The following is a 25,035-nucleotide window of genomic DNA, read 5'->3' as shown; positions in this document are numbered from 1 at the left end:
ATGCTCAAGCGTTTGGCTCAACTCGAGCTGGCGATCTGCTTTGCGCTGCTCGCCGGCATTACCGGGCTGGTTTTCACCGCCTCCATCATGCGCTTCTTCGGCCATCCGCTGATCTGGTCCGTGGACATGGCGCAGCTCTTGTTCGTGTGGCTCTGCTTCTTCGGCGCCAACAAGGCCATGCGCGAAAAGGGGCATCTCGGCATGGAAGTGCTGGTGTCTCGGCTGGGCTACCAGCGCCGGTTCTGGCTCGAGGTCGCCTGCACGGTGCTGATTTTCGCCTTCCTGATGGTGCTGGTGGTCGAGGGCTGGAAGCTGACCATGCTCAATCGCGAACGCACCTTCGGGGACAGCACGCTCAGCTATGCCTGGGTGACGGTGTCGGTGCCGGTCGGCTGTCTGCTGCTCGCGTCGACGCTGATCTACAACATGGTCAACGCCTTCCGGGGCCGCGATCGGGAGCTGCTCATCTACAACCGCACGCGCGCCGAGATGGACGCAGCGGCGCCGACCGTGGATCTCTGACCATGCTGCTGATCACCCTGGTCTTTGCCGTCCTGATGATCCTCGGCATGCCGGTCGCCTTTGCGACCGGGATCGCGGGTTTCATCTTCTTCATGACGACCTCCGGCATGCCGATGTCGATCGGGGTGCAGAAGGTCGCCTCGATGAGCCAGAGCTTCCCGCTCCTTGCTGTCCCCTTCTTCGTGCTCGCCGGGCACCTTATGAACGAAAGCGGTATTACCGCGCGCCTGCTCAAGGTGGCGATGATCTCCGTGGGCTGGATGTCCGGTGGCCTCGCGCAGGTCGCCATCGTCCTGTCGACGCTGATGGGCGGCGTGTCCGGCTCGGCCGTTGCGGACGCCGCCATGGAAGCGCGCATCCTCGGGCCGACCATGGTCGCCAAGGGTTATGGCAAGGGCTATTCGGCGGCGGCGATCGCCGTCGGCTCGCTGATCACCGCAACCATCCCGCCCTCCATCGGCCTCATCCTCTATGGCTTTGTCGGCAACGTCTCGATCGGCCGGCTCTTTCTGGCGGGCATCATTCCCGGCATCCTGATGATGGTGGTTTTGATGGTCACCGCCTACCTCATCGCCAAGAAGCGCAAATATGTGGTCGCGGATGTCGAGCGGCCAACATTCAAGGCACTGGCGCTGGCCTGCTGGGACGCCAAGTGGGCGCTGCTGTTTCCGGTGGCACTGGTCCTTGCCATTCGTGGCGGCCTGTTCACGCCCTCCGAGGTTGGCTCCGCCGCAGTGGTTTATGCGCTGGTGATCGGTTTCCTAGCCCATCGCGAGTTGACCATCGAAAAGGTCTGGCGTTGCTTCGGCCAGGCAACTTCGGACGTCGGCCTCATCATGCTAATCATTCTGATGAGCGGCATGGTCGGCTATGCGGTGATCTACCTGCAGGCGCCGCAGCAGTTGGCGAGCTGGATGTTGGCCGGCATCACCGACCCGAATATCATCGTGCTCGTGATCCTGCTGTTCCTGCTGCTCGCGGGTCTGGCGCTCGAAAGCACTGTGATGGTGCTGCTGCTGACGCCGATCTTCGTGCCGATCATCACCCAGATCGGCATGGATCCGATCCACTTCGGCATCCTGATGATGTCGATCGTGACCCTGGGCGGCATGACGTGGCCAAGCGGGTCCGCGATGTTTGCAGTGTGCTCGCTGATGAACGTGTCGATCGAGGAATATTCCATCGAGTCGATCCCCTTCATCGCCGCCATTGTCGGGCTGATCGCGGTGCTGCTGTTCGTGCCGGACCTGGTGCTCTGGCTGCCGCGCGTGGCCTTCGGCTGACGCCCTTCGGGTGCGCGACGGACGCGCACCCCCTTCCCTTTCGGAGTTTGCGATGAGACAGACCTGGCGCTGGTTCGGGCCACACGATCTCACCAGCATTGACGACATCCTGCAGAGCGGCGCCGAAGGGGTGGTTTCCGCACTCCATCACATTCCCTATGGCGCCGTGTGGACGCCCGAGGAGATCGCCCGGCGCCACCGCGAGGTTGGCACGCGCAGGGACGGATCGCCCTCAGGTCTCGCCTGGGAGGTGGTCGAGAGCCTGCCGGTCAGCGAAGACATCAAGAAGCAGACCGGGGACTGGCGCACGCACATCGCCAACTACCAGACCAGCCTGCGCCATCTCGCCGAGGCCGGCATCGAGGTCATCTGCTACAACTTCATGCCGGTGCTGGACTGGACACGCACCGACCTCCACTGGCGGCTGCCACATGGCGGCACCTGCATGCGCTTTGACCTGAACGACTTCGCCGCCTACGACATCCACATCCTGGCGCGACCAGGCGCCGCCGATGACTACCCAGCCACGGTGGTGGAAGAGGCGGCGCGCCGCTTTGCCCGCATGGATGATGCCGCTCAGAAGAGGATCGCCGGCAACGTCACCATGGGCCTGCCGGGCTCGACAGAATCCATGTCGCTCGAAGATGTGCGCACGCATCTGGCGCAGTATGGCGCCATATCGCCGGACCAGTTGCGCAGCCATTTCATCGCGTTCCTGGAACAGGTGGTGCCGGTGGCCGAAAAGCTGGGGCTGCGCCTCTGCTGCCACCCGGACGACCCGCCCTTTCCGCTGCTGGGGCTGCCGCGCATCATGTCGACCGGCGACGATCTCCGGCAGATCCTCCAAGCGGTGGATAGCCCCTCGAACGGCATGACCCTGTGTTCGGGCTCCCTCGGTGCCCGTCCTGACAACGACCTGCCGGCGATCATGCGTGCATTGGGCGACCGGGTGCATTTCCTCCATCTGCGCAATACGCGTCGCGAGGGGGAAGCGGTGATGGCCTCATTCTACGAGGCCGAGCACCTTGGGGGCGACACCGACATGGTGGCGCTGATCGCCGCAATCTTCGAGGAGGAACGCCGCCGCAAAGCCGCCGGCCGCGCCGACTGGCAGATCCCGATGCGTCCGGACCACGGCCAGGACATCCTCGACGATCTCGGGCGCAAGGCCCAGCCGGGCTATCCGACCATCGGCCGCATGAAGGGTCTGGCCGAGTTGCGCGGCATCATGACCGCGCTCGACCACGCCAGCGTCCGGTATTCGACTGGGACCTAGCAGCGTCTCACGGCTCGTGCGGAGCGATGCGCGACTTCAGAAGTTCGCCGGACCGCTCCAGCACGGGGTAAGCCGCAGCAGCGACGATGTGGCTGTTGATCAGCTTCAGGTCGCGCACCAGGTCGACATGGAGCGCGTCGCCCTGCACCTCAGCGCGGCTGAGCCCGTGCATGCGGCGGAAATGGTCGGCGGTCGCCTCCTCCTCGGCCTTGCGGAAGGCGAGCTTCTCGGCGGCGAGCGCCCGCGCGGCAGGCGTATCCTCGGTCATGAACAGCGACGCGGCGAGGCGGATGTTCGCGATCAACCGGTCGATCAGTGACTCGAGCGTCTGCTCCTGCCGTTCCTCCACCGGCAGTCCGCGCTTGAAGCGCTTGCTGGCGTGCGGAAGCAGGTTGCCGCTGACGAAGTCGCCCGCCTGCTCCATGTTGGCGGCGAATACCAGGATCTGATTCAACCGGCTGCGGTCGGTCTCGCTCAGAAGGTCCGGATCGAGCTTGGCGAGATACGCCTTGATCGCAGAGTTGAGCGCATCGAGGATGTCATCGCGCTGGCGGGTGGCAGAGATGCGGTAGCGGTTGCCGCTGGAGACGGCTTCGCGCGCCTCCTGCAGCATGGCTTCGAGCGCATCGGCGAGCCGGAGCGCTTCACGGGCGGCGTTGCCAAGTGCCACGACCGGGAATTCCAGCACCGAGGTGTCGAGGTGCCGCGGCTTGGTAGGATCGTCCTCGTCGGTCCGGTCGGGCACCAACCGGTTGAGCAGGCGCGCGATGGGTCCGAGCAGCGGCAACGTGGCTACGGCCAGAATGACGTTGAAGCCGAGATGCATGACGGCCGTGGCGGTGCCGCGGCCGAACCCCGCCCACAGCAGCCCCTCGACGATCCACGGCATCAGCGGCCACGCGATGGCGATACCCACCACGCGATTGCCAAGATTGGCCAGTGGCACCCGGCGGCTCATCGGGTTGTCGGCCGAAGCCTCGAACAACGGATTCAGTGCGGTGCCGAGGTTGGCACCGAGGACCAGCATACCCGCGGTTTCGAGCGAGATGGTGCCGAAGGTCGCGAAAGAGGCGACGAGCAGCACCACGGCAACGCTGGCGTGAACGGCCCAGGCGGCAATTGCGCCCAGCAGAATGGCAACGGCCGGAAGGTGCTCGAGCACACCAAGAATGGTGCGCATGTCGGCGGAGTGCTCGAGCGGCTCCAGCACCGCCAGCATCTGGTGCAAGGCCAACAGCATCAGGCCCAGGCCGATGAATACCCGACCGAGGTCATGTGCGGTGGGATTCCGGTCGGACCGGAACAGGATCACGCCGAGCAGGATCAGGGGCGCGGAAAGCACCGAGACATTGAAAGACAGAATGGCGACGATGAGGGCGGTACCGATATTGGCGCCGAGCATGATGGCCATGGCCGGCACGAACTCGATGAGCCCGTTGGCCGCCAGGTTGGTCACCAACAGGCCCGTGGCGGTGCTCGACTGCAGCAGCAGGGTGATGCCGGCACCGGACACGAGAGCGGACAGGCGTCGCCGCAACGTCTGCGCCAACACGGCGCGCAGCTTCGGCCCGAAGGCACGCTGCACCCCGGTCTGGACCATGTGCATACCCCACAGCAGCAGCGCGACGGCGCCGGCAAGACTGAGCAGCTGAAGGGTTGTGTCCAAGGTTCTTTCCAGGGTTGGTCTGCCGGGGCTGCTGCCGCCAGCAGGTTCTATGAGCTCTCGACCAGATCGTTACAGGCGACGACCCTCACGCCGCTTCGGTCGAGGCTTTCCCGCGCTTCGCGTGCGGCCGGGAGCTGATCGGTGACGAAGGTCGTGAAGGACGACAGCGGAGCAACGCGAACCGCGGCATCCCGGGTCCACTTGCTTTTGTCCGCAGCAAGGTAGCAGGTCCTCGCATTTGCAAGGATCGCATTCGTCACCTGGGCATCGCCATGGCTGAAGTCAAGCGCACCGCTGACCGGGTCCAGGCCGCCCGCGCCAACAACGGCATGGGTCGCGTGAAAGCGTTCGAAATAGCGCGCGGTTTCCATGCCGGCGAGATCGCGATCATTGCTGCGCCAGATACCGCCAGTCAGGTGCAACTCGACCCCTTCTGCCTCGCCGAGGATCAGCGCCACGTCGACGCTGTTGGTCACGACCGTCAGGTTGCGGTGCCGGCGAAGAGCCTCGGCGGCGTAGCGCACGGTGGTGCCGATGCCAAGAAAGACCGTGGCCCCATGCGGTATGTCCCGGGCGATCCAGTCGGCGATGAGCCGCTTGGCCGCACTGTTGAGACCAGCCCGGGCATGCACCGGAGTGTTCCGGGGCACGACCGGCAGGTCCACGCCACCGTGGAGCCGGCGAGCCAGGCCCATGGCGCAGAGGGCATTTATGTCCCGCCTGATGCTCTGCGTGGTCAGGCCATAGTCGCGAGCCAGCTGGTCGATCTGCTGGGCACCGCGCGCGCCGATCCTGGCGAGAATGTCCTGCTGCCGTGCGGAGAGCTTGTGGTGGGGCATCTCACGACAGGAACAGGCTTGGATTGTCGGTGATCACTCCCGCGAGCCCTTCCTTCCAGAACGGGGCCATCTGGCTCGGATCGTTACAGGTCCAGGTACGTACGGCGATGCCGCGCTCCCCTGCCCGATCGAGGACGCCGAAGCAGAGCGCACGGTAGTGAAGGTGAATGGCCGTCGCGGGGATCGCAGCCACCTGGTCGAGCCAATCCGGCGGCAACTCACCCCACAGCATCGCCAGCTCATAGCTGGAGTCGAGGCGATGCATGGCCTTGAGGCATTCCGGATCGAAGCTCGAGATCATCACCTGGGTGTGCGGTGCCCGCTCGCCGAGGCAGGCGTGGACGGTTTCGGTCAGCTGCTCGAGCGAGCGGTGATGCTCGTGCTGCTTGATTTCGACGTTGAGGTTGAGCCCGAGCTCACCGAGGGCGGTGATCGCCTCCGGCAGGGTCGGCAGCGGCTCGCCGGCGAAACCGGCGCCGAACCACGTGCCCGCGTCGATCCCCGCGAGATCCGCCTTGCTGAGCGCTGCCAGCGAACCGGTGCGGTTGGTGGTGCGGTCCAGCGTCACGTCATGGATCACGACCGGAGTGCCGTCTCCCAGAAGCGCAACGTCCAGTTCCACCCAGCGGGCGCCCTGGTCCCGAGCCGCCCGGAACGCTGCTACGGTGTTTTCCGGGGCCACGGCCGAGGCGCCGCGATGGGCCTGAATGGTGTCCGGGGTAATCGAAACAGGGGCGGCCATGATCAGTCCGTGCGCCTTCCGGTCTGGCTGTTGAAGGGGTGGAGGTCGGCTGCAGCGACGTGCAGCGCTATGGTGGAGCCTTCGGGTGCGGCGGTGCGCGCCGGCACGGCCGCGACGATGAGCTGGCCGCTGCCGTCGAGGCGGAGATGCAGGTGGGTTTCGCCGCCCACCGGCTCATAGAGTTCCACCGCAGCATTGAGCGTGACGTACGGCCCATCGGGGGCGGTGAGGTGCAGCGTGTCCGGGCGAATGCCGACAAGGTCGGTTCCGCTCGGCAGCGCGGGCAACTGCCCCGTGCCGCCGAAATAGGCGACGTCGATCAGATTCATCGGCGGCGAGCCGATGAAGCCGGCAACGAACAGGGACTCCGGCCGGTCGTACAGCTCCATGGGTGCACCGACCTGTTCGATGCGGCCGGCATTCATCACCACCAGTCGATCGGCGAGGGTCATCGCCTCGAGCTGGTCGTGGGTCACATAGACGCTGGTGGTGCCGAGATTGCGCTGCAGGCGCTTGATCTCGATGCGCATCTGCCCGCGCAGCTTGGCATCGAGGTTCGACAACGGCTCGTCGAACAGGAACGCCTTGGGCTGACGCACGATGGCCCGGCCCATGGCGACACGCTGCCGCTGGCCACCGGAGAGTTGCCGCGGCTTGCGGTCCAGGAACTGCTCGATCTCAAGGATGCGGGCGGCATCGGCGACGCGGCGGTTGATCTCGTCGCGCGGGGTGCCGCGGTTCTTGAGGCCGTATTCGAGGTTGCCCCGCACCGTCATGTGCGGATAGAGCGCATAATTCTGGAACACCATGGCGATGTCCCGTTCGGCCGGCTCCTTCTGGTTCACCACCTGGCCGTCGATGGCGATGGTGCCATCGGTGATGGTCTCGAGGCCGGCAATCATACGAAGCAAGGTGGACTTGCCGCAGCCGGAGGGGCCGACGAGGACGACGAGTTCGCCATCCTTGATGTCGAGATCGAGGTTGTGGATGGCGGTGACGTTGCCCGCATAGACCTTCTTGACGCTCGAAAGCTGGATCGTTGCCATTTCTTACTTCTCGGTTTCGACCAGGCCTTTGACGAACAGGCGCTGCATCAGGATGACCACCAGCACGGGTGGCAGCATGGCGAGGATCACGGCGGCCATCACCAGCTGCCATTGCGGCTCGCTATCGGCTCGGGCGGCCATGCGTTTGATACCCATGACGATGGTGTAGTAGCGGCTGTCGGTGGTGACGAGCAGCGGCCAGAGGTACTGCACCCAGCCATAGATGAAGAGGATCACCGACAGGGCCGCGATATTGGTGCGGCTGAGCGGGAGCAGGATGTCGCGGAAGAACTTCATCGCCCCTGCCCCGTCGACTCTTGCCGCTTCCATCAGCTCATCCGGGATGGTCAGGAAGAATTGGCGGAACAGGAAGGTCGCCGTCGCCGAGGCGATCAGCGGCAGGGTGAGACCGGCATAGGAGTTGAGCAGGCCCAGATTGGCGACCACCGCGAAGGTGGGGATGATGCGCACCTCGACCGGCAGCATCAGCGTCACGAAGATCAGCCAGAAGGCCAGCGTCCGCAGCGGAAAGCGGAAGTAGACGATGGCGAAGGCGGAGGTGATCGAGATGACGATCTTGCCGACGGTGATGATGATCGCCATCAGCGTCGAGTTGGCGAGCATCAGCCCCAGCGGCGGGGCGCCGGAGGTCGACATGCCGGTGGTCAGCATCTCGGTGTAGTTGGCGACCATGTTGTCGCCGGGCAGCAACGGCATCACGCCGCGCAGGAAGGTGTTGGGTGCCTGAGTGGAAGCGATGAAGGCGACGTAGACCGGGAAGGCCACGATCGCGACGCCGATGATCAGCACCAGATGGGTGAGGACGTTCAGCCAGGGACGGTTTTCAACCATGTCAGTAGGCCACCCGCCGCTCGACGAACCGGAACTGCACGAAGACCAGCGCCAGCACGATCACCATCAGGATCACCGACTGCGCCGAGGAGGAGCCGATGTTGAGACCCAGGAAGCCGTCGGCGTAGACCTTGTAGACCAGGATGTTGGTCGCCTGGCTCGGGCCGCCCTGGGTGGTGGCATCGATAATGCCGAAGGTATCGAACATGGCGTAGTTGATGTTGATGATGAGCAGGAAAAAGGTCGTCGGGGACAGTAGTGGGAACACGATGGTCCAGAAGCGCTTGAACGGACCGGCGCCGTCGATGGCGGCGGCTTCGTTGAGCGATTGTGGAATGGACTGCAGACCGGCGACGAAGAACAGGAAGTTGTAGGAAATCTGCTTCCAGGCAGCGGCGATGACTACGAGGATCATGGCATCGGTGCCGTCGACCCGGTGGTTCCAGTCGATGCCCATCTGACGCAGCGCGTAGGCCAGGATGCCGATGGAGGGGTTGAAGATGAACCACCACAGGATACCGGCGACGACCGGCGCCACGGCATAGGGCCAGACCAGCAGCGTGGTGTAGACCCTTCCCGAGCGGATCAGCCGGTTGACCGCCACTGCCATCAGAAGCGACAGCCCCATGGACAGGGCCGTAACGCTGACGGCGAAGATCAGGGTGACCTGGAAGGAGTTGAGGTAGTTCGGATCGGCAAACAGCCGCTGGTAGTTCTGGAACCACACGAAACTGGTGCGCATGCCGAACGGGTCTTCCCGCTCGAAGCTCGACTTGATCGCCTGGGCCGCGGGCCACAGGAAGAACACGAAGGTGATGATGAGCTGCGGCGCGACCAGCAGGTACGGCAGTACCTTGTTGGGAAAAGTCGTTCGCTTGGATTGCATGAAGAGCCCCGGCAGGCAGGAACGGGGGCACCGAAGCGCCCCCGATGAAGGTCAATCAGCCGTTGGCGGCTTCGAACTCACGCAGCAGGTCGTTGCCACGCTGCACCAGGGAGTCGAGCGCTTCCTGGCCAGTCTTGGCACCCGACAGCACCTGCTCGAACTCTTCGTCGATGATGGCGCGGATCTGGGTGTAGTTGCCGAAGCGGATGCCCTTGGAGTTCTCGTTCGGCTCGACGCGAGTCAGCTGCTCGATCGAGACGTCAGAACCGGGGTTCTCGGCGTAGTAGCCCTGCTCCTGGCCAAGTTCATAGGCCGCGTTGGTGATCGGCAGGTAGCCGGTGTCCTGGTGCCAGTCGGCCTGGACCTCGGGCTGGCTCAGATACTCGAAGAACGCGGCGACGCCCGGGTATTCAGCATCGGGACGGCCCTGGAGCACCCAGAGAGTTGCGCCACCGATGATGGAGTTCATCGGCGGGTCGATCACGTCGCTGTAGTAGGGGAGCGGTGCGAAGCCGACGTCGAAATCGGCATTGGCGACCACCGCGGCACGGCCGGCCGAGGAGTTCATGAAGATCGCGCATTCACCCGACAGGAATGCCGGCTGCGCATCGGGGCCACCCTCCGGACCGCCGTAACGGAACAGGCCTTCGTCCTGCCAGCGCTTCAGATTGTCCCAGTGACGAGCCAGATGCTCGTTGTTCATTGTGAACTCGGTGCCGAGACCGCCGAAGCCGTTCTCGAGCGTGGCGTACTGCAGGTCGTGCAGAGCCGAGAAGTTCTCGGTGTGAATCCAGGAGATCCAGGCCGTGGTGAAGGCGCAGTCCGAAGCGCCCGATTCCTTGATCTGGTTGAAGGCCGCTTCCATCTCCTCCCAGGTGGCCGGCGGGTCTTCCGGATCAAGCCCGGCTTCCTCGAAGATGTCCTTGTTGTAGTACATGATCGGGGTCGAGGAGTTGAAGGGCAGCGACAGGATGTTGCCCTGGGGGTCCGAGTAGTAACCCACAACCGGCGCGATGAAGATCGACGGATCCCAGGTCTTGCCCTGGTCGGTCATCAACTGGTGGACCGGATAGACGGCGCCCTGGGCGGCCATCATGGTGCCGGTGCCGACTTCATAGACCTGCACGATGGCGGGCTGCTCGTTGGCGCGGAAGGCAGCGATGGCAGCGGTCAGCGTCTCGCCATAGTTGCCTTTGTAGACCGGAGTGATCCGGTACTCGTCCTGGGTATCGTTGAAGCCCTGGGCAACCGCTTCGAGCTTGGCGCCAAGTTCCCCCGACATGGCGTGCCACCAGGCGATTTCGGTCTGGGCATGGGCCGCAGTCGACAGGCCGAGCGTGGCGGCAGTCGACAGCAGCAGGGCTAGCTTGTTCATTTCATTCCTCCGGGTGTGGCAGGGATCTTGGTGCCCCCGCTCGTCTCAGTGGTAGCAATGCTTTGTTCGAACGCAAAGCTAAAATGTTCAAGTGAACAGGCGAGCGAGCGGACGGCGTTGAGGTGAGCGCGCCATGGAAGCCCCCAGCGCGATCGGCTGCTGCATAGGTGCTGCATATGAAAGTGATGTGACGGGAATGCCCGCGGGCGAGACCCATCCACAATTGCCGCCACAGGCCGCGCCGCCAAGTCATCACATTGGCCTGCCATGCTGGGGCGCTGATCCAACAGCAGGAGACGTAGCCATGCGAGGCAAGACCAAGATCGCCATCGGCATTGCCGTAGGCCTCTCTGTCGGAGTGGCCCTCAACGGTATCATGGATGGCGGTGGTATCTGGATTGGGGTCGGGCTCGCGCTCGGCCTTGCCGCAGGAAGTGCCTGGAAAGCTCTCAGCGAACGGTGAGCGCCAAGATGTACTCGGCTCTTTCCGCCTGAACGGCGCCGAACCCGGCCGTGCATCTATAGGCGCGCGCGGGCGTTGGTTTGCCGGAGGTGTTGCCATGTCGAACGAATCCGCAATCCTGATCTGGCTACCGGCGGGAGAAGTGCCGCATGCGCCGTCATTCGAGGTGGCGAGCGCCATGACATGCCCATCCCTGAAGGACGCGTTGATCGCCGCTCGAACCGACGCGGCGAGTCGCAGCGATCATCCGTGGATTTCGACGTCAGGCGCGATCTTCACCCCCGAGCAGATCCGCGTTCTTCTCGAGACCCTGCTCGACGACGAAGCCCAGTAGGGTTGCCCTGCTAGAGCTGCATGCCCGTGTGCATCGTTGCCCGGCCGGCAACCATGCCCCGGTTTGCCTCTACAATCGCAGCCGCGATCGCCTCGCTGCCCGATTCGGACGGCTCGATAGCGTTGGCGAACTGGTCCTGGCGGGTGAAGATCACCCTCAGATCGATTAGCGGCAGTCCCCGCCTCGCGGCCTCGCGGGTGATCACATCGTTGAGGACGCCAAGCGCCAGGTTCGCCAGCTTGCGTTGCACCGGGTCCGGCAGCAGGACGTCGTAGATGGTGCATATCGCAGCGGGCGGGTCGAAGCGGTCGGCCTCGTCGAGGAGGGTGCGGTACTGCTCGGCGAACCGATCCCGGATCACCAGCACCTTGCCAAGCGCGTCGGCTACCGTGCCGACCCGCTCGCTCAGAACGCTCACCGACCTCAGCGCGTCGTTGCCACCGGCGCTGATCACAAGAAAGGTCGCGTCGTTCGGGATGGCACTCAACTGGTGCCGCGCACCTTCGATCACCGCCCCGTCACGCGCCAGCAGCGTCACGCGGTCACCCACCAGCCGCGCTCTCAGCCGGGAAGTGACGTCGCCGCCCTCGGCCACATAGGCGCCGTTGTCGAGGATCGAGTCTCCGATCAGAACCACATGCGCCATAGGCCACTCCTTGACGGAGCAATCCCCTGGCAACGACGTTGTTCCCCGCGAATGCGGTCCATGCCGACTAGTCAGGTGGTCTCAACTGCGTGACCGGACGGACCGGCACTTGCGACACTTGTCGGGTACCCACATATTCGGAACATGGCTGCAAGAGATCCAATGACGCGCCACGCCCCCGGCACCTCCGTTCAGGCCGGGGTCAGCGGTGAAGTTGCCGCGTTCGTCAAGAAGGTGGGCGAAGTGGCGCGGCCTAATGCAGCGCAGGACGGGCGCCTGCTGTTCGCGCTTGATGCCACCATGAGCCGTCAGCCCACATGGGATCTCGCCTGCTCGCTGCAGGCCGAGATGTTCAAGGCAATCCCGAAGTCCAGCGCCCTGCAGGTGCAACTGCTTTATTTCCGCGGCTTCGGCGAGTGCAGGGCCAGCAAGTGGGTGCTCAGCGGCGACAGCCTGGCCAAGCTCATGAGCGGCATCCAGTGTCAGGGTGGCCGCACGCAGATTTCCAAGGTCTTCGCTCACGCTCGATCCGAACACGCCAGGCGGCGCATCAATGCCGTAATCTACGTTGGCGACGCCATCGAGGAGAACCCGGACCTGCTGGCCGAGAAGGCCGGCCAACTCGGCCTGCTCGGCCTGCCCCTGTTCATCTTCCAGGAGGGGCATGATCCACAGGTGGAGGCAGCCTTCAAGGAGTTCGCCCGGCTCAGCAAGGGGGCTTATGCCCGCTTCGATGCATCAGCACCGCAGGAACTCGCGGCCTTGCTGAAGGCGGTGGCGGCGTTCGCCACCGGTGGACGGGATATGTTGAGGCTCCAGAGCGGTCCCCAGGCGCAGGCGCTGCTGTCCCAGTTGCAGTCATGACCTATGTGCTCCTGGGCGCCCTGGCGCTGCTGTTCGCTCTCGCCATCTACAATCAAGCCCGCAAGCTCGACCCGCGCCTGGTGAGACGCGGCTTGCGCTGGCTGGTCGGCGGCCTCGGCCTCGCGATTGCAGCGCTGCTGCTGCTCGCCCGCCGCTTCGATCTCGCTCTGTTTGCCGGCGCCGCTGGTGTTGCGGTGCTACGCACCGGCCGGCTCGGGCCGATTTCGCTCGATGGGCCACTCGGTGAGGCCGGCAACATTTCCAAAGTGCGCAGTTACCGCTTCGCGATGGAGCTGGACCACGACACCGGCGCCGTTTCCGGCCGCGTCCTCAACGGGCAGTTTGCGGGCATGGACCTGCTCGATCTCGGCGAGGCCGAGACACGCATCCTTCTTGCCGAAGTCGAGGGTGATCCCGACAGTCTCAGCCTGCTGGAAAGCTGGCTCGACGCCAACCGGAGCGGCTGGCGCGAGTACTTTGCGGAGCAGGATGCCGGGGAGAGCCCAGGTCAGGCCACCGGATCTCGCGATCCACTCGAGGAGGCGTATGCGGTTCTCGGGCTCGAACCCGGGGCGACCGAAGAACAGATCCGAACGGCGCATCGTGACCTGATGAAGGCGGTGCATCCGGATCAGGGCGGGTCGAGCTACCTGGCCGCCAGGATCAACCAGGCGCGCGACCTCTTGCTCAAGCAAACCAAATAGGTCGGGCACGACTCGCAAAAACTGCGCGTAGTAGGGTCATCGGCCCCGTGTGCTTTGGCGAGGCACCAGTTCGAAGCCGATGTCGGTCACCGGGGGCTCCGTTCGTTGGCCCGCATTCGCCGCGATGATCCGCTGCACCGCCTGAAGGCCCATCGCGTAGCGGTGAGTTCGGACCGTGGACAGAGCGGGCGCAATCGAGCCGGCATATTCGAGATCGTTGAACCCCATGATGCCGAACTGGTCCGGCACTCGAATGCCGCGCCGCAGGCACTCGAACATCGCCCCCATCGCGATGTCGTCATTATTGCAGAACACCGCATCGGCGTCGGAGATCTTGTCGAGGAACTCTGCCAGCATGCGCCCGCCAAGCGCCACCGATGATGGTTGCTGCGTGGTCATCACCAGGCGACCGTCGTCGAGGCCGGCGCCTCGCAGCACGTCGGCATAGCCTTCGAGCCGGCGCTGCGCCCGAGGATCCATACGGGCGCCCATGAAGCCGATGCGCCTGTAGCCGCTATCCAGAAGGTGCCGCGTTGCCGCTTGCCCTGCCCGACGATGGTCGAAGCCGATCATCATGTCGACGGGGTCTGAAGCGACATCCATGATCTGCACCACCGGGCAGCCGAGGTGCTGCAGGATCGCGCGGGAGGCTGGCGACTGGTCCGCTCCCGCAACAATCAGACCAGCCGGGCGCTGCGCGGCGAACACGCGCAGCAATCGTTCTTCCTTTTGCGCCGTATAGCGCGAGTTGCCCAGTTGCACCTGGAGATCGGTGCCTTCGATCGCGTCGTAGACGCCGCGAAGAACATCGGTGAAGACCAGATTGGTGACGGAGGGGACGATAATTCCGATGATCGAACTTCTTGCGGAGGCCAGTGCCCGCGCCGCCTGATTGGGTGCGTAGCCGAGTGCCTCCACCGCTTCTGCTACACGGGCGCGGACCTTTTCCGAAACGATCTCCGGCGTGCGCAGCGCTCGGGAGGCCGTGATCAGGCTGATGTCTGCCGCCCTGGCCACGTCCTTGAGTGTTACAGCCTTGTAGGGACTGACTTTTTTGTCCATGCCCTCCTCCTCACCCGCCGAATACCACGGCCGGTGCGATTGACAATGACATACGCTACCATCTAGAAATTCGTCCAGTTCGGGAACTTAAAAGTCTCCCGAATGTGGAGGATGCGGCAGGATCGGGCGGGAACTGGCGACGCCGCGGTGGAGGAATCAGACGTGTCAACCGTAGCCTTGCCGGTCGCGGCCTGGATGGTCAGGTCGTGAAGGTATTTACGTCAGCGATCGGCAAGATCATCGAAGTGTCCATCGTCCTGCTGCTGGTGGGCATGACGGGCATGGTCTTCGTCAATGTCGTGCTGCGCTACGGTTTCAATTCCGGCCTGGTGATCTCGGAAGAGATGAGCCGGTTTTTCTTCGTCTGGCTGACCTTCATCGGCGCGGTCCTGGCCTTTGCCGAGAACGGCCATCTCGGGGTCGAGACGCTGGTGCGGATGTTCGGGCGGCGGGGACGCATCATCTGCATGGCGCTGACCAATATCCTGATCCTGTTCTGCGTGGCCGTGCTGTTCTGGGGCAATTGGCAACAGTGGCCGATCAACGCGACCATGCGCTCGCCGGTCGCGGGCATGCCGCTCGCCTATGTCTATGGCGTCACCTTCTTCACCGCCGTGGGGGTGGGCGTCATCGCGATCTGGCGGCTGTTCAAAATCGTCACCGGCCGCACCACCGAAGCCGAGATCGCTCAGTTCGTGGGTGATTACGACACCATCGATGCCCTAGTGGAGCGTGGCGAGTGACCCTGGTCGTCTTTCTCTCGTCGCTTCTTGGCTCCATGGCGATCGGCGCACCGATCGCCTTTGCCCTGATGTTCTGCGGCATCGTACTGATGGCCTATATGGGCATGTTCATGCCGCAGATCGTGGCCCAGAACATGGTCGACGGCGCCAACAGCTTCGTGCTTCTGGCCATCCCGTTCTTCATCCTCGCCGGCGAGCTGATGAATGCCGGGGGCCTCTCCAAGCGTATCATCGATTTCGCCATCACCTTTGTCGGTCACCTGCGGGGCGGCCTTGGCTTTGTCGCCATCATCGCCGCGCTGATCATGGCGGCGCTGTCGGGTTCAGCGGCGGCGGACACCGCGGCACTGGCCGCGATCCTGATCCCGATGATGAGCAAAGCGGGCTACAACGTGCCGCGCTCGGCAGGCCTTATCGCCGCCGGTGGCATCATCGCGCCTGTTATTCCGCCCTCCATCGCCTTCATCATCTTTGGCGTTGCCGCGAACGTCTCCATAACCCAACTGTTCCTCGCCGGCATCGTGCCGGGATTGATGATGGCCGTAGCGCTGCTCGCCACGTGGGCGTTCGTTTCGCGCCGGGACGGCGTCGAGATCCTGCCGCGAGTGAGCTGGGCCGAACGCGGCCGTGCAACCTTGCGGGCCGGCTGGGCCTTGATGATGCCGGTGATCATCCTTGGCGGTATCCGCTTCGGCGTCTTCACGCCGACAGAGGCTGGTGTGGTCGCCGCAGTTTACGCGATGTTCGTTGGTCTCTTCGTCTATCGCGAACTCAAGTTCTCCGAGCTCTACGGCGTTTTCCTGCGCGCCGCCAAGACCACGTCCGTCGTGCTGTTTCTGGTCGCAGCAGCCCTGGTCTCGGCCTGGCTGATCACCAGCGCGAACATCCCCGCCGAGATCGCGCGCATCCTCGAGCCGGTGCTCGACAACCAGTTGCTGCTGATGGTTCTGATCATGGTGCTGGTTTTCGTGGTCGGCACAGCACTGGACCTGACGCCGACGATCCTGATCCTGACCCCCGTGCTGATGCCCCTAGTCCGCCAGGCGGGCATCGATCCGGTCTATTTCGGGGTGCTGTTCATCATGAACAACTGCATCGGGCTTCTGACGCCGCCGGTCGGCGTGGTGCTCAACGTGGTCAGCGGCGTGGCGCGGGTGCCGTTGGGGCGGGTCATCACCGGGGTGACACCGTTCCTGCTCGCACACCTGTTCGTGCTGTTGCTGCTGCTGCTGTTCCCCCAGCTCGTCATGACGCCGTTGAGCTGGATGCGTCACTGAAGGCGTCCTGTGCCTGAACAACAAATATCGTCCAAGGAGGAGGACTAACATGAAGAAGTCACTCGTTACCGCCGGCCTTACCGCAGCTTTGCTGGCGACCGTCGCCAGCCCCGCGCATGCGCAGATCTCCGAGCGTACGCTCCGGATCGCCAACGGCATTGCCGAGGACCATCCGGTCGGCGACGGTGTCGATGCCATGACCCAGTGCGTCGATGAGCGCACCAACGGCGCCTGGACCATCAACGCTTTCTGGAGCTCGGCACTCGGCGATGACCTGCAGTCGGCTCAGGCCCTGCGCTCGGGCACCCTCGAAATGGTGATCTCCTCGAGCTCACCACTGGTCGCGATCGAGCCCGCGCTCGGCGTGTTCGACCTGCCCTTCCTCATCTCCAACGAGGAAGAAGCCGACGCGCTGCTCGATGGCGAGTTCGGCCAGTACATTTCCGACATGATGCCGCAGCACAACCTGGTCAATCTGGCCTTCTGGGAGAACGGCTTCCGTAACCTGTCGAACTCCTTGCGTCCGGTGGACGAGCTCGAAGACTTCGAGGGCATGCGCGTTCGCGTCATGCAGAACAACATCTTCCTCGACACCTTCCAGACCCTGGGCGCCAATGCCCAGCCGATGGCCTTCGGCGAGGTGTTCACGGCGCTCGAGACCGGCGCTATCGACGCACAGGAAAACCCCTATGTGACGATCGACACCTCACGCTTCTTCGAAGTGCAGGACTATGTGTCCAACACCCGTCACGCCTACACCCCGTTCATGGTGCTGATCTCCAAGCCGATATTCGACACCTTCTCGGCCGAAGAGCAGCAGATCCTGCAGGAGTGCTCGATCGTTGGCCGCGACGTGCAGCGTGAAGCCAGCCGTGCGCTCTCCGACGAGTCGCTGCAGCGCATCAAGGATGCAGGGCTCGAGGTGAACGACATCTCGGAAGAGAACATGGCCAAGATCCGTGAGGCCGTCGCCGGCGTCTACGACCGGGCCGCGGAATCGATCGGTGCGGACGTCATCGAACGGGTGAATGCCGAACTGGCTGCCATCCGCGGTCAGTAAAAACCGGGATCTGGAGGGCGGGGCACTCCTCGCCTTGGTTCGTTACCGGGGGTCGCCGCTGAGGCGGCCCCGAACAAATCGGGCGGCCAGCTTGCGCCCACATCTTCTTGCGCCACGGTTTGCCGATGCAACAAACCGCTACGCTGTTCGGTGATCCGCTCCGCTGTTGCTGACGATGAACACAGTCAGCGTCGCGGCGGCGTAGAACACGGTCAGGTTGAGAATGCCGAACATGGCATTCGTCAGCCCCATAACGAAATAGCCCGCTACCAGGGCAGCACTGACGACAACCAGGCCTTTGCGGGTCTCAGGGTCGGGGGTGCGCAGCGCCTCAGCCAGCGGCGCGAGGAGAAACAAGAAATAGGCAATCAAGCCAAGAACGCCGCCACTTGCGGCGAAGTCGGCGAGATCGCTGTGCAGGTGCGGGGCGCCCTCGAAACGCACTGTGGCGCGGCTGGCTGCTGCCTCGACAAATTCAAAGGGTCCATGACCCACGACAGGTGAGGCCAGGAAAGCCTTCAGCCCCCCCTCGTACATCTGCAGGCGCTCCGACGTGGATTCGTCCGTTGGCAGACCGGTGCGGAGAACGTCGCCGATATCGGTCATGACGCGCTGCACACCAGAGGTCTGCCCCGCCCCTGCGAGCCACGCTCCGATCAGAACAACGACCAGCAGCAGCGCACCTATGGCCAGATGCCGTAGCGAGATCAGGCGCACAACAACCCCGGCCAGAACAGCGGCGCCGCTCATCGCGACCAGCGCCACAACTGCGCCCCTTGTTCCGGACAGCAACACCGCGACGGTCGCAAGCAGAGGGGCCAGCAGGAAGAGCCAGCGCCCCCGACCGCGACCCAAGGCAGTTCCCAGCAGTGCAAGAAATCCCACGGCGAGCGCCAGATCGGCGAAATGGATCGGATTGGCGACAGTTCCACCGGCCCTTGTCGACCCAGTGCTCGCGAATTCTACAATGGCTATCGCGGCTGCCCCCGCGCTGCCGCACAGCGCCAGCACCGCGATCATGGCGGGTGACGGGGCGGTGTGTCCTGCCCCGGCTCCAATCAGGGGTATCATGGCCACCAGTGGTACAACGAAGAGCAGACCGGCCAGCCCGCCCGGCCCGCGGGCCGCAACGGAATAGGCCACAGCAAGGAGGAACAGCCCTGCCAAAGGCATCCAGATGGCGGGTCGACCGATCAGGTCCAGTGCCGCCGGGCGCAACAGAAGGAGCGCCACGCCGCCGGCCGCCAGAAACAGGATATTGCCTGCCTCCGGCGCTACCGGAGCCATGGCAAGGGCAGCAACCAGCGCTGCGAGGAGGATCAAGGGGCTGGTTTTTTCAAGCGTCATGGGTGTCCTGGTCGTCTATGGCTGGTGCCAGCCGCCCGTCCGAACGGATGTGCCGCCGACACTCACCAGCGGCCAACCACATCCTTCCGAAATACCCTAGCGCACCGCCTCAGCCGCTGTCCGCATCGCCCAATCCAGCAGTTCGGAGGCGATCTCGGGCGTGCTGCCCTCAACGTAGCAGCGGAGCTCCGGAGCATTCCCCGAGGCTCGGAAGTGCACCATGTGGCCCGAGCGAGTGCGGAACTGCAGGCCGTCTATGGTGCTCAGCCCGGATATCCCGTGGGGCTGAAAAACGGCCGCGGCATAGTCGGGCTCGTCTTCCAGCCGCCGCAGGAACTCCCCGCTGCGATCGGAGGGCACATCCGTCAGCCGGTCGGCGAGCGCATGCTGCAACGGCAACGCCGCGACCAGACGGCCGACGGTCGTTCCCTGTTGCCGCGCCAGGCCCAGGACGGCAATCAGCGGCGTCAGTGCGTCGCGTGTCGGCAGCGGTGAAAGGCCAGCGACGCCATCGCCGACAAAGGTGCCTCCGTTCGCTTCGAAACCTACCGCGCCTGCAAGTCCGGCCATGCCCGCGACGACATAAGGGGAGCCTACCCGTGTGCGGACGACTTGCCTGAAATAGCCCGTGCGCTCGATACCCGAGTTCGACGTCACCGGCGTCACTACCGCCTGCGCATCCAGGAAGCGTGCGGTGAGGAGCCCAAGCACGTCACCGCGCACGAAAGCTCCAGTGTCGTCCATCATGAGCGGCCGGTCGCCGTCGCCGTCGGCCGATACGATCACGTCGAGCCCGTGTTCCTTCAGCCAGGGGGCCATCGGCGCGAAGACGGCATCCCCGAAGGCTTCGGTGTCGACAGGTACGAATTCTTGTGTCCGGCCGAGGCGGACGATCTCCGCCCCCAGACCACTCAACACCTCGCCCATCAGATCGCGGGACACGGTGGAGTGCTCAAAGACCCCGATGCGCATGCCCGCGAGGCTGCCCGGCTTCAACAGCGATATGCACCGCTGACGGTAGCGGTCCAGCGCTGCAGCGTTGGCGTTCGCCACAGACCCGTGATGATCCGACACCGCGGCAATGTCGAGTGCGGCCGCGATGCCGGTTTCGTCTTGCTTGGTGATCTCGCCCGCCGGCGTGTAGAACTTGAGCCCATTGCGGTCAGCCGGGATGTGGCTGCCGGTCACCATGACGGCCGCGGCACCTGGCGCAAGCGCCTCCAGCGCCAACGCCGGAGTGGGCACGGCACCGCAATCCACCGGCTCGAAACCTTCCGCAGCGATGGCGGCGATGCAGTCCTCCGCTATAGCCGGGCTCGATGGCCTCAGGTCGCGGCCGACCAGGACCTTGCCCTGTTCCAGTTGCCCGGTCTCGCGCAGGTGTCGCAGGAACGCCGCCATATAGCGGCGGGCCGGCTGTCCCTGGAGATCACTGACCAGGCCACGCAGGCCGCTGGTTCCGAACTTGAGGCTAGTCATGCCCTTGCGACCCACTTGAGCGGCAGAGGAGTTGCGCTGGCGAGACTCATTGGCGGCCGAACTCGTCTTCTATGCGGATGATATCGTCTTGCGTGCAGACGGTTCGAGCAGGATCGTTTCTACCGCGACGCCCCGCTCCTGCGTCTGGTCGGCGACGAGGAAAAGATATTAGGGGGTTGGTCACAACGATCGGGATTTTGTAGCGGAACGTGTCACTCACGCGCGACCACGTCTGCTGAAACAAGCCCGAACCGGCGCCAATCAGATATTTCAACTGCTTTGGGCGGGCGCTGCGCAACATGGGCGACAGTCGCGTTCCCTGCCCACCGGCGAGAATTACTGGAATAGTCACCGTCACAGCCGTCCATTTTCGCGTGCCCAAGGCAGTATCTCATGGCCCTGATTGCACGCAAGTGCCAGGCTGCCCGCGAAGGCTGGACTGAACGTGTCCACAAGGGTGGTGCGAACAGGCGGTTCGTGTCCGGGTTTCGCGGCCACCCTCCTGTGAGATGCTAGGATAATCCCCTCGCGGTCGCTCTTGCTCGCCCCGCTGGCCTCGTCGTCAACGTCGAAACCCTCGTCCTGTCCTGCTTCCGTCCGTGTTCGGGCTGTCCGTGGGTGCCATCCAGAACGATCTTGGCCAGAGCGCTGCGGTTGCCGGGGACCTCCAGGTAGTTCCATTCAGGCCATCGCCGCCATCGTGCACCGCCATGGCACCGCCGGCGGTCTGCCCGGCACGCTGCTGCGCTACTAGAGTCCAGCGCGCTGGGGCGGCCTTCCGTGTATCACACAGGCAATGCGGCACTGGTTCATGACCCTGACAAGGTTGCCTCACCGCCAGCAACAATAATTGGCGTTATCGCGCATCCGCCCAGAATCTGCGCCTCCTGGCCGCCGCTTTGCGCGCATGGGTTGTGCGATCAGGCAGCCGTCAGCTCACCTCAACCCCTGCCCTGGCACCGGGCCCCGCCGGGGGCGGACCATGCTAGGGCGCAAGGGCGGCGCCCGGGCGGCCGCGCCTCGGCACCATGTCGGTCAGGTCATCCTCGTCATAACCCGAGATCTGAAAGAGGTCGGCGCGCCTCAGGACATTGAACCTTGCGGGGTCAACGATCTCGATGGTGCCGCGGCGGCCAAGCGCCTGCAGGTTGCGGCTCACCGTTTCAACCGTGGTGCCGAGCCAGGCGGCAAGGTCGCGCCGGGTGAGCGCGAGGCAGATATCGGGCTCGCCCGGTGACCTTGCGTCATCGGCTTCACCGGCGAGCAGTTGCAGGACCAGATAGGCCGCCGTGCGCTGCATGGTGCCGGAGCAGGCCAGCACCAGGGCCCGGGCATAGGCGCTTTCGAGCTGCCGGAGGGCATGGACATGAACAAGGTGTTCGAGCCCGGGATCGACCAGCAACTGCGCCTCGAAGCTGTCGCGCCGGAACAGCCGCACGCTGGCGTCGGTCGCAGCCTCGACGCCATAGTCGCCGGAAATGCCGAACATGGACCCAAAAAACCCCGGCGCATCGACGAGCCCGATAATGCTGGTGTGCCCGTCGGGCAGGAGCTTCACGAGCTTGACCGATCCGGTCACCACATAGCCGACATAGTCGGAGCGGCCGATCTCCCTGATGGTCTGGCCCTGCTCATAGCGGCGCAGCGGCGAGGCGGTGCCAAGCGCCTGCGAGAGGCTCACAGATCTTGGTGGCTGCACATTATCGACGAGAAGCGGATACGTCATCCAGAGCTCTCATTCTTGGGGTTCTGAGCCCGCCCGGCCCGGGGACACAGCACAACAGCGATGTCCATGAGCCTACGAAAAACAAAGCAACGGTCGCCACTTGCAATGGTCCGACGATTGATTGGACCATGGCACCAGCCTTTTTCTACCTTTGTCGGACAGGGCATCGGACCAAGGTCCGAATGGGTGGTCACTGGTCACGACACTGCGTCCGAAGCTGGTCGCATTTTTCCGCCCCAGCCGGAACATGATGCCAGATCAACTTGCCTTTGCTACGAACGACAAAGCAGAATCGCCAAGCAAGACTTTCGGACCCGCTCTGTTGTTTTGCTGGAAAGTTGATATACTGTGATTACCGCAGGAAAACCGAGACCAGGCAGTTGAGTACTGCCTTTGGGTCGGGTGCAGCAGGAGGATGGCGTGGATGCGTTTCTGCTTTTGCTGTCTGTGTTGCTCACGGCCCTCGGAGCGCCACTGCTGACCTTCTCCTGGCTCCGTCCCGGGCCAGAGGGCATGCCGGCGCGCTGGGCGGAACTGGTGCTGGCCGGCACTACGCTGCTGGTTGCCGGAATGATCCTTGCAGCAGCCTACGACATCGGATCGATGCCGGTTCCCGTCTGAGCGCCAGAACCGAGGCGGTGCTCACGAACGGGTTGCCTGAACTTCGGCGCAGAGCTGCTACTGGAGCTGCAGTTGCGCTTCCTGATTGAGACGGGCAGCAATAACGACTTCGACGCGGTTCCTCGCCTTGAGCTTCATCATCAGCCCGGTCATGTAGTGCTTGACCGTCTTTTCGCTGATATGAAGTTCGGCGGCGATTTCCTTGTTGGTGCGGGCCTGCAGCAGATGTCCGATGATCTGCTTTTCACGCACGTTGAGCTTGATCGCTTCCTGGAGGGCCTGGCGACGATTGCGATCCCTGAGCCCGTTCATGACCTGACTGGCATATTGCCTTGTCACGAACATCTGCCCGGAAGCGACCGTGTCGACCGCTTCGATCAGCTCCGCGCTGGGGCTGCCCTTCAGCACGAAGCCGGTGGCACCGGCGTCCAACGCCTTGAGCGCGGATTCGACACTGCAGAAGGCGGTGAACACCAGGATATGGGTGTCGGGGTGGCTGGCAGCGATCTGGCCGATGGTGCGGAAGACATCTCCCGGCATGGACAGATCCATGATCATCACGTCGGGCCGCGTCAGCCGCGCCAGTTCGAGGCTGGCCTCGGCGCTGTCGGCTTCGCCCAGAATCCGGAACCTGTCATTGGTCTTCAGCAGGGCAGTTATACCGGCGAGCAAGACTGGATGATCGTCGGCTATAGCGATGGTGACGACGTTTTTCATCTTCCTGTCAGCTAGAATGTGCTGCCCCCAATCTCCCTGTTATTAGAAGTCTATGGCGCAGTTAACGGTGTGTAAACTCACTTTTGCTCCGAATCGGCTTATCGTTAATATCCGTCACAAACGCGCAACTACTCTTCCTTGAAAGCGCGGCTGATCTGGTCGGTGAAGGGTTTGAGCAGGTAAGCAATGGCGATTTGTTCGTCGGTCTGAACGAACACTTCAACCGGCATTCCGGGGACGAGACCGCGCTCGCCGAGGGCCGAAAGATCACCCGTCACCTCGGCGGTGGCGAGATAGTAACTCTGGCCAGACTGCGCATCGTTGATCGCGGCGGCCGCGACGTGGGAGACGGTTGCGTCGATCTCAGGGGTGACGCGCTGGTTGAAGGCGGAGAAGCGAAGCTTGGCCGGCTGACCGGGCTCGATCTGGTCGATGTCGCTGGTGGCGACACGGAACTCGATGGTGAGATCGGCGTCCTCGGGCACGATGGTCAAGAGCTTCTCGGCGGGGGTGATGACACCGCCCAGCGTGGTCACCGACAATTCGTTCACACTGCCAGCCACCGGGGCCCGGATCACAGTTCGTTCGAGCCGGCTGTTGACCTCGTTGAGGCGGTCGGCCAGTTCGGCCATGCGCGCTTCGATGGTTCTGAGTTCGCGCTGGGCTTCGGTACGGGCGAGTTCGTCGATCGAGAGGATCTGCAGTTCGATCTCGCTGATGCGGGCCCGGGCGCGGGCGATGCTGGCCGCGAGCTCGCCCTGGCTGCCGACCATGCGTGCCAGTTCACGATCGCTGGCATTGATCTTGTTGGTTTCGATCAGCCCCTTTTCGGCCAGGAGGCCCATGCGCTCGCGCTCCTCGCGCATCAGCGCCAGCTCCTCGGCCATGGCGGTGTGCTGGAGCTCGAGCCCGGCGATCTCCTCGCGCGACTGGGTGATCTGCAGCTCGAGCTGGCTCCGTTGCGATTGCCGGTTCTGCAGCGTGCTCTCAAAGAGCGTGCGTTCACCGTCCATGATCACGCCGGCGCCCGGATTGTTGGCGAGATAGACGGCTGGAAAGGCAATGGCCTTGGCACCGTCGCGCTCGGCCAGCAGGCGGGCCTGGCGGGCACTGAGCTCGGCCAGCTGTCCCATGAGGATGGACTGCTCTGTTCGGATACCAATATCGTCAAGCGTGAACAGGATCTGTCCCTGTGCCACCCGGTCGCCCTTGCGGACCGCAATGGAGCGAACCACGCCGCCGTCGAGGTGCTGAACCACCTTGACATTCTGGTCGACCAGCACCGAGCCGGTGGAAATCACGGCGCCGGACAGCTTTGCCGTCGCCGACCAGCCGCCGATGCCACCGACCAGCAGGAGGGCCAGTATCGACCCGGCAACGACGCGGCCGCGCAGCGAGAAGGCCGAGGATCCGGCCTTGGTGCGACCCCGCTGGGCCAGGGTTGTGCTTGTGCCGTAGGGCGAGGAAAGATCCAAAGTGGTCATTTACGCAAGAACTCCGAAAGG

Annotated in this window: 26 protein-coding genes; 11 read left to right on the top strand and 15 right to left on the bottom strand. The window is 63.9% G+C overall.

The features are described 5' to 3' along the window. The 3 genes from ACFSX5_RS13920 to uxuA are packed head-to-tail and all read left to right on the top strand — an operon-like array spanning position 1 to position 3,081. A complete protein-coding gene (locus tag ACFSX5_RS13920; RefSeq protein ID WP_386834225.1) occupies positions 1-522 on the top strand; it encodes a TRAP transporter small permease in 522 nt (173 codons plus the stop codon). Between the two features lie 2 nt (positions 523-524). Continuing rightward, on the top strand, positions 525-1,805 hold the full coding sequence (locus tag ACFSX5_RS13915) for a TRAP transporter large permease (protein WP_386834224.1): 1,281 nt from the start codon (positions 525-527) through the stop codon (positions 1,803-1,805). Between the two features lie 52 nt (positions 1,806-1,857). Continuing rightward, complete coding sequence (gene uxuA, locus ACFSX5_RS13910) at positions 1,858-3,081, top strand: mannonate dehydratase (protein WP_386834222.1); 1,224 nt, start codon at positions 1,858-1,860, stop codon at positions 3,079-3,081. A 7-nt stretch (positions 3,082-3,088) separates the two neighbouring features. On the opposite strand, the gene ACFSX5_RS13905 is transcribed toward uxuA, so the two are convergent. Genes ACFSX5_RS13905 through ugpB form a run of 7 tightly spaced genes read right to left on the bottom strand, consistent with a single transcriptional unit; the run spans position 3,089 to position 10,487 of the window. Then, a complete protein-coding gene (locus ACFSX5_RS13905; protein ID WP_386834220.1) occupies positions 3,089-4,747 on the bottom strand; it encodes a Na/Pi cotransporter family protein in 1,659 nt (552 codons plus the stop codon). 47 nt (positions 4,748-4,794) lie between these two features. Next, complete coding sequence (locus tag ACFSX5_RS13900) at positions 4,795-5,586, bottom strand: DeoR/GlpR family DNA-binding transcription regulator (protein WP_386834218.1); 792 nt, start codon at positions 5,584-5,586, stop codon at positions 4,795-4,797. Position 5,587: 1 nt separating this feature from the next. Then, positions 5,588-6,328: a glycerophosphoryl diester phosphodiesterase gene (locus tag ACFSX5_RS13895; protein ID WP_386834216.1), complete on the bottom strand. Its 741-nt coding sequence runs from the start codon at positions 6,326-6,328 to the stop codon at positions 5,588-5,590. A 2-nt stretch (positions 6,329-6,330) separates the two neighbouring features. Beyond that, the gene (locus ACFSX5_RS13890) at positions 6,331-7,374 is read right to left on the bottom strand and encodes a sn-glycerol-3-phosphate import ATP-binding protein UgpC (protein WP_386834215.1); all 1,044 of its coding nucleotides are present in this window, start codon (positions 7,372-7,374) and stop codon (positions 6,331-6,333) included. Between the two features lie 3 nt (positions 7,375-7,377). After that, positions 7,378-8,226, bottom strand: a complete 849-nt coding sequence (gene ugpE / locus ACFSX5_RS13885; RefSeq protein WP_386834214.1) for a sn-glycerol-3-phosphate ABC transporter permease UgpE — start codon at positions 8,224-8,226, stop codon at positions 7,378-7,380. Position 8,227: 1 nt separating this feature from the next. Then, entirely contained in the window at positions 8,228-9,112 is an 885-nt protein-coding gene (gene ugpA, locus ACFSX5_RS13880) for a sn-glycerol-3-phosphate ABC transporter permease UgpA (RefSeq protein ID WP_386834212.1), read from the bottom strand. Positions 9,113-9,167: 55 nt separating this feature from the next. Beyond that, positions 9,168-10,487 (bottom strand): sn-glycerol-3-phosphate ABC transporter substrate-binding protein UgpB, encoded by a 1,320-nt coding sequence (gene ugpB / locus ACFSX5_RS13875; protein ID WP_386834211.1) that lies wholly within the window; start codon positions 10,485-10,487, stop codon positions 9,168-9,170. 304 nt (positions 10,488-10,791) lie between these two features. On the opposite strand from ugpB, the gene ACFSX5_RS13870 reads away from it, so the two are divergent. Together ACFSX5_RS13870 and ACFSX5_RS13865 are read left to right on the top strand one after the other, a co-directional pair. Then, a complete protein-coding gene (locus ACFSX5_RS13870; protein WP_386834209.1) occupies positions 10,792-10,950 on the top strand; it encodes a hypothetical protein in 159 nt (52 codons plus the stop codon). 97 nt (positions 10,951-11,047) lie between these two features. Further along, positions 11,048-11,284, top strand: coding sequence for a hypothetical protein (locus ACFSX5_RS13865; protein WP_386834208.1), 237 nt, complete (start codon positions 11,048-11,050; stop codon positions 11,282-11,284). Positions 11,285-11,294: 10 nt separating this feature from the next. Here ACFSX5_RS13865 and ACFSX5_RS13860 read toward each other — a convergent pair whose 3' ends face one another. Next, the gene (locus tag ACFSX5_RS13860) at positions 11,295-11,930 is read right to left on the bottom strand and encodes an SGNH/GDSL hydrolase family protein (RefSeq protein ID WP_386834206.1); all 636 of its coding nucleotides are present in this window, start codon (positions 11,928-11,930) and stop codon (positions 11,295-11,297) included. Between the two features lie 162 nt (positions 11,931-12,092). Here ACFSX5_RS13860 and ACFSX5_RS13855 point away from each other — a divergent pair, with 162 nt between their 5' ends. Together ACFSX5_RS13855 and ACFSX5_RS13850 are read left to right on the top strand one after the other, a co-directional pair. Beyond that, a complete protein-coding gene (locus tag ACFSX5_RS13855) occupies positions 12,093-12,794 on the top strand; it encodes a VWA domain-containing protein (protein WP_386834204.1) in 702 nt (233 codons plus the stop codon). Further along, complete coding sequence (locus ACFSX5_RS13850; RefSeq protein WP_386834202.1) at positions 12,791-13,498, top strand: DnaJ domain-containing protein; 708 nt, start codon at positions 12,791-12,793, stop codon at positions 13,496-13,498. Before ACFSX5_RS13855 ends, ACFSX5_RS13850 begins: the two co-directional genes overlap by 4 nt. Before the next feature lie 36 nt (positions 13,499-13,534). Here the strand turns inward: ACFSX5_RS13850 and ACFSX5_RS13845 are convergent, their stop codons facing one another. Then, positions 13,535-14,560 carry an HTH-type transcriptional regulator GntR gene (locus ACFSX5_RS13845; RefSeq protein WP_386834200.1) on the bottom strand — a complete coding sequence of 342 codons (1,026 nt, stop codon included), beginning with the start codon at positions 14,558-14,560 and terminating at the stop codon, positions 13,535-13,537. Positions 14,561-14,832: 272 nt separating this feature from the next. Between ACFSX5_RS13845 and ACFSX5_RS13840 the strand changes: the two genes are divergently transcribed. The 3 genes from ACFSX5_RS13840 to ACFSX5_RS13830 are packed head-to-tail and all read left to right on the top strand — an operon-like array spanning position 14,833 to position 17,640. Beyond that, a complete protein-coding gene (locus tag ACFSX5_RS13840) occupies positions 14,833-15,303 on the top strand; it encodes a TRAP transporter small permease (RefSeq protein WP_386835651.1) in 471 nt (156 codons plus the stop codon). Beyond that, positions 15,300-16,580, top strand: coding sequence for a TRAP transporter large permease (locus ACFSX5_RS13835; RefSeq protein WP_386834199.1), 1,281 nt, complete (start codon positions 15,300-15,302; stop codon positions 16,578-16,580). The genes ACFSX5_RS13840 and ACFSX5_RS13835 overlap by 4 nt, the downstream gene beginning before the upstream one ends. Positions 16,581-16,629: 49 nt before the next feature. Further along, positions 16,630-17,640 carry a TRAP transporter substrate-binding protein gene (locus tag ACFSX5_RS13830; RefSeq protein WP_386834197.1) on the top strand — a complete coding sequence of 337 codons (1,011 nt, stop codon included), beginning with the start codon at positions 16,630-16,632 and terminating at the stop codon, positions 17,638-17,640. 138 nt (positions 17,641-17,778) lie between these two features. On the opposite strand, the gene ACFSX5_RS13825 is transcribed toward ACFSX5_RS13830, so the two are convergent. From ACFSX5_RS13825 to ACFSX5_RS13810, 4 genes are all read right to left on the bottom strand, one after another. Beyond that, positions 17,779-18,987 carry an O-antigen ligase family protein gene (locus tag ACFSX5_RS13825; RefSeq protein ID WP_386834195.1) on the bottom strand — a complete coding sequence of 403 codons (1,209 nt, stop codon included), beginning with the start codon at positions 18,985-18,987 and terminating at the stop codon, positions 17,779-17,781. A 96-nt stretch (positions 18,988-19,083) separates the two neighbouring features. Further along, positions 19,084-20,466: a phosphomannomutase gene (locus tag ACFSX5_RS13820; RefSeq protein ID WP_386834194.1), complete on the bottom strand. Its 1,383-nt coding sequence runs from the start codon at positions 20,464-20,466 to the stop codon at positions 19,084-19,086. A 46-nt stretch (positions 20,467-20,512) separates the two neighbouring features. Continuing rightward, positions 20,513-20,818: a sugar phosphate nucleotidyltransferase gene (locus ACFSX5_RS13815; protein WP_386835650.1), complete on the bottom strand. Its 306-nt coding sequence runs from the start codon at positions 20,816-20,818 to the stop codon at positions 20,513-20,515. Between the two features lie 633 nt (positions 20,819-21,451). Continuing rightward, entirely contained in the window at positions 21,452-22,192 is a 741-nt protein-coding gene (locus ACFSX5_RS13810) for a Crp/Fnr family transcriptional regulator (RefSeq protein ID WP_386834193.1), read from the bottom strand. Positions 22,193-22,612: 420 nt separating this feature from the next. Here ACFSX5_RS13810 and ACFSX5_RS13805 point away from each other — a divergent pair, with 420 nt between their 5' ends. Further along, a complete protein-coding gene (locus tag ACFSX5_RS13805; RefSeq protein ID WP_386834191.1) occupies positions 22,613-22,813 on the top strand; it encodes a hypothetical protein in 201 nt (66 codons plus the stop codon). A gap of 57 nt (positions 22,814-22,870) precedes the next feature. On the opposite strand, the gene ACFSX5_RS13800 is transcribed toward ACFSX5_RS13805, so the two are convergent. Together ACFSX5_RS13800 and ACFSX5_RS13795 are read right to left on the bottom strand one after the other, a co-directional pair. After that, positions 22,871-23,530: a response regulator gene (locus tag ACFSX5_RS13800; RefSeq protein ID WP_386834190.1), complete on the bottom strand. Its 660-nt coding sequence runs from the start codon at positions 23,528-23,530 to the stop codon at positions 22,871-22,873. Between the two features lie 128 nt (positions 23,531-23,658). Continuing rightward, a complete protein-coding gene (locus tag ACFSX5_RS13795) occupies positions 23,659-25,014 on the bottom strand; it encodes an HlyD family type I secretion periplasmic adaptor subunit (RefSeq protein ID WP_386834188.1) in 1,356 nt (451 codons plus the stop codon). Positions 25,015-25,035: the final 21 nt, after the last annotated feature.

The sequence above is a fragment of the Devosia albogilva genome (genome assembly GCF_042685625.1).
Taxonomy (GTDB): Bacteria; Pseudomonadota; Alphaproteobacteria; order Rhizobiales; family Devosiaceae; genus Devosia; species Devosia albogilva.
The sequence above is the reverse complement of the archived record's forward strand: the minus strand, read 5'-3'. Positions and strand labels throughout refer to the sequence as shown.

Excerpts from the sequence above, each read along its gene's own strand:
- ACFSX5_RS13920 (WP_386834225.1), top strand. The coding sequence starts at position 1 with ATGCTCAAGCGTTTGGCTCAACTCGAGCTGGCGATCTGCTTTGCGCTG.
- ACFSX5_RS13915 (WP_386834224.1), top strand. The coding sequence starts at position 525 with ATGCTGCTGATCACCCTGGTCTTTGCCGTCCTGATGATCCTCGGCATG.
- uxuA (WP_386834222.1), top strand. The coding sequence starts at position 1,858 with ATGAGACAGACCTGGCGCTGGTTCGGGCCACACGATCTCACCAGCATT.
- ACFSX5_RS13900 (WP_386834218.1), bottom strand. The coding sequence starts at position 5,586 with ATGCCCCACCACAAGCTCTCCGCACGGCAGCAGGACATTCTCGCCAGG.
- ACFSX5_RS13895 (WP_386834216.1), bottom strand. The coding sequence starts at position 6,328 with ATGGCCGCCCCTGTTTCGATTACCCCGGACACCATTCAGGCCCATCGC.
- ACFSX5_RS13890 (WP_386834215.1), bottom strand. The coding sequence starts at position 7,374 with ATGGCAACGATCCAGCTTTCGAGCGTCAAGAAGGTCTATGCGGGCAAC.
- ugpE (WP_386834214.1), bottom strand. The coding sequence starts at position 8,226 with ATGGTTGAAAACCGTCCCTGGCTGAACGTCCTCACCCATCTGGTGCTG.
- ugpA (WP_386834212.1), bottom strand. The coding sequence starts at position 9,112 with ATGCAATCCAAGCGAACGACTTTTCCCAACAAGGTACTGCCGTACCTG.
- ugpB (WP_386834211.1), bottom strand. The coding sequence starts at position 10,487 with ATGAACAAGCTAGCCCTGCTGCTGTCGACTGCCGCCACGCTCGGCCTG.
- ACFSX5_RS13870 (WP_386834209.1), top strand. The coding sequence starts at position 10,792 with ATGCGAGGCAAGACCAAGATCGCCATCGGCATTGCCGTAGGCCTCTCT.
- ACFSX5_RS13865 (WP_386834208.1), top strand. The coding sequence starts at position 11,048 with ATGTCGAACGAATCCGCAATCCTGATCTGGCTACCGGCGGGAGAAGTG.
- ACFSX5_RS13860 (WP_386834206.1), bottom strand. The coding sequence starts at position 11,930 with ATGGCGCATGTGGTTCTGATCGGAGACTCGATCCTCGACAACGGCGCC.
- ACFSX5_RS13855 (WP_386834204.1), top strand. The coding sequence starts at position 12,093 with ATGACGCGCCACGCCCCCGGCACCTCCGTTCAGGCCGGGGTCAGCGGT.
- ACFSX5_RS13850 (WP_386834202.1), top strand. The coding sequence starts at position 12,791 with ATGACCTATGTGCTCCTGGGCGCCCTGGCGCTGCTGTTCGCTCTCGCC.
- ACFSX5_RS13845 (WP_386834200.1), bottom strand. The coding sequence starts at position 14,560 with ATGGACAAAAAAGTCAGTCCCTACAAGGCTGTAACACTCAAGGACGTG.
- ACFSX5_RS13840 (WP_386835651.1), top strand. The coding sequence starts at position 14,833 with ATGACGGGCATGGTCTTCGTCAATGTCGTGCTGCGCTACGGTTTCAAT.
- ACFSX5_RS13830 (WP_386834197.1), top strand. The coding sequence starts at position 16,630 with ATGAAGAAGTCACTCGTTACCGCCGGCCTTACCGCAGCTTTGCTGGCG.
- ACFSX5_RS13825 (WP_386834195.1), bottom strand. The coding sequence starts at position 18,987 with ATGACGCTTGAAAAAACCAGCCCCTTGATCCTCCTCGCAGCGCTGGTT.
- ACFSX5_RS13820 (WP_386834194.1), bottom strand. The coding sequence starts at position 20,466 with ATGACTAGCCTCAAGTTCGGAACCAGCGGCCTGCGTGGCCTGGTCAGT.
- ACFSX5_RS13810 (WP_386834193.1), bottom strand. The coding sequence starts at position 22,192 with ATGACGTATCCGCTTCTCGTCGATAATGTGCAGCCACCAAGATCTGTG.
- ACFSX5_RS13800 (WP_386834190.1), bottom strand. The coding sequence starts at position 23,530 with ATGAAAAACGTCGTCACCATCGCTATAGCCGACGATCATCCAGTCTTG.
- ACFSX5_RS13795 (WP_386834188.1), bottom strand. The coding sequence starts at position 25,014 with ATGACCACTTTGGATCTTTCCTCGCCCTACGGCACAAGCACAACCCTG.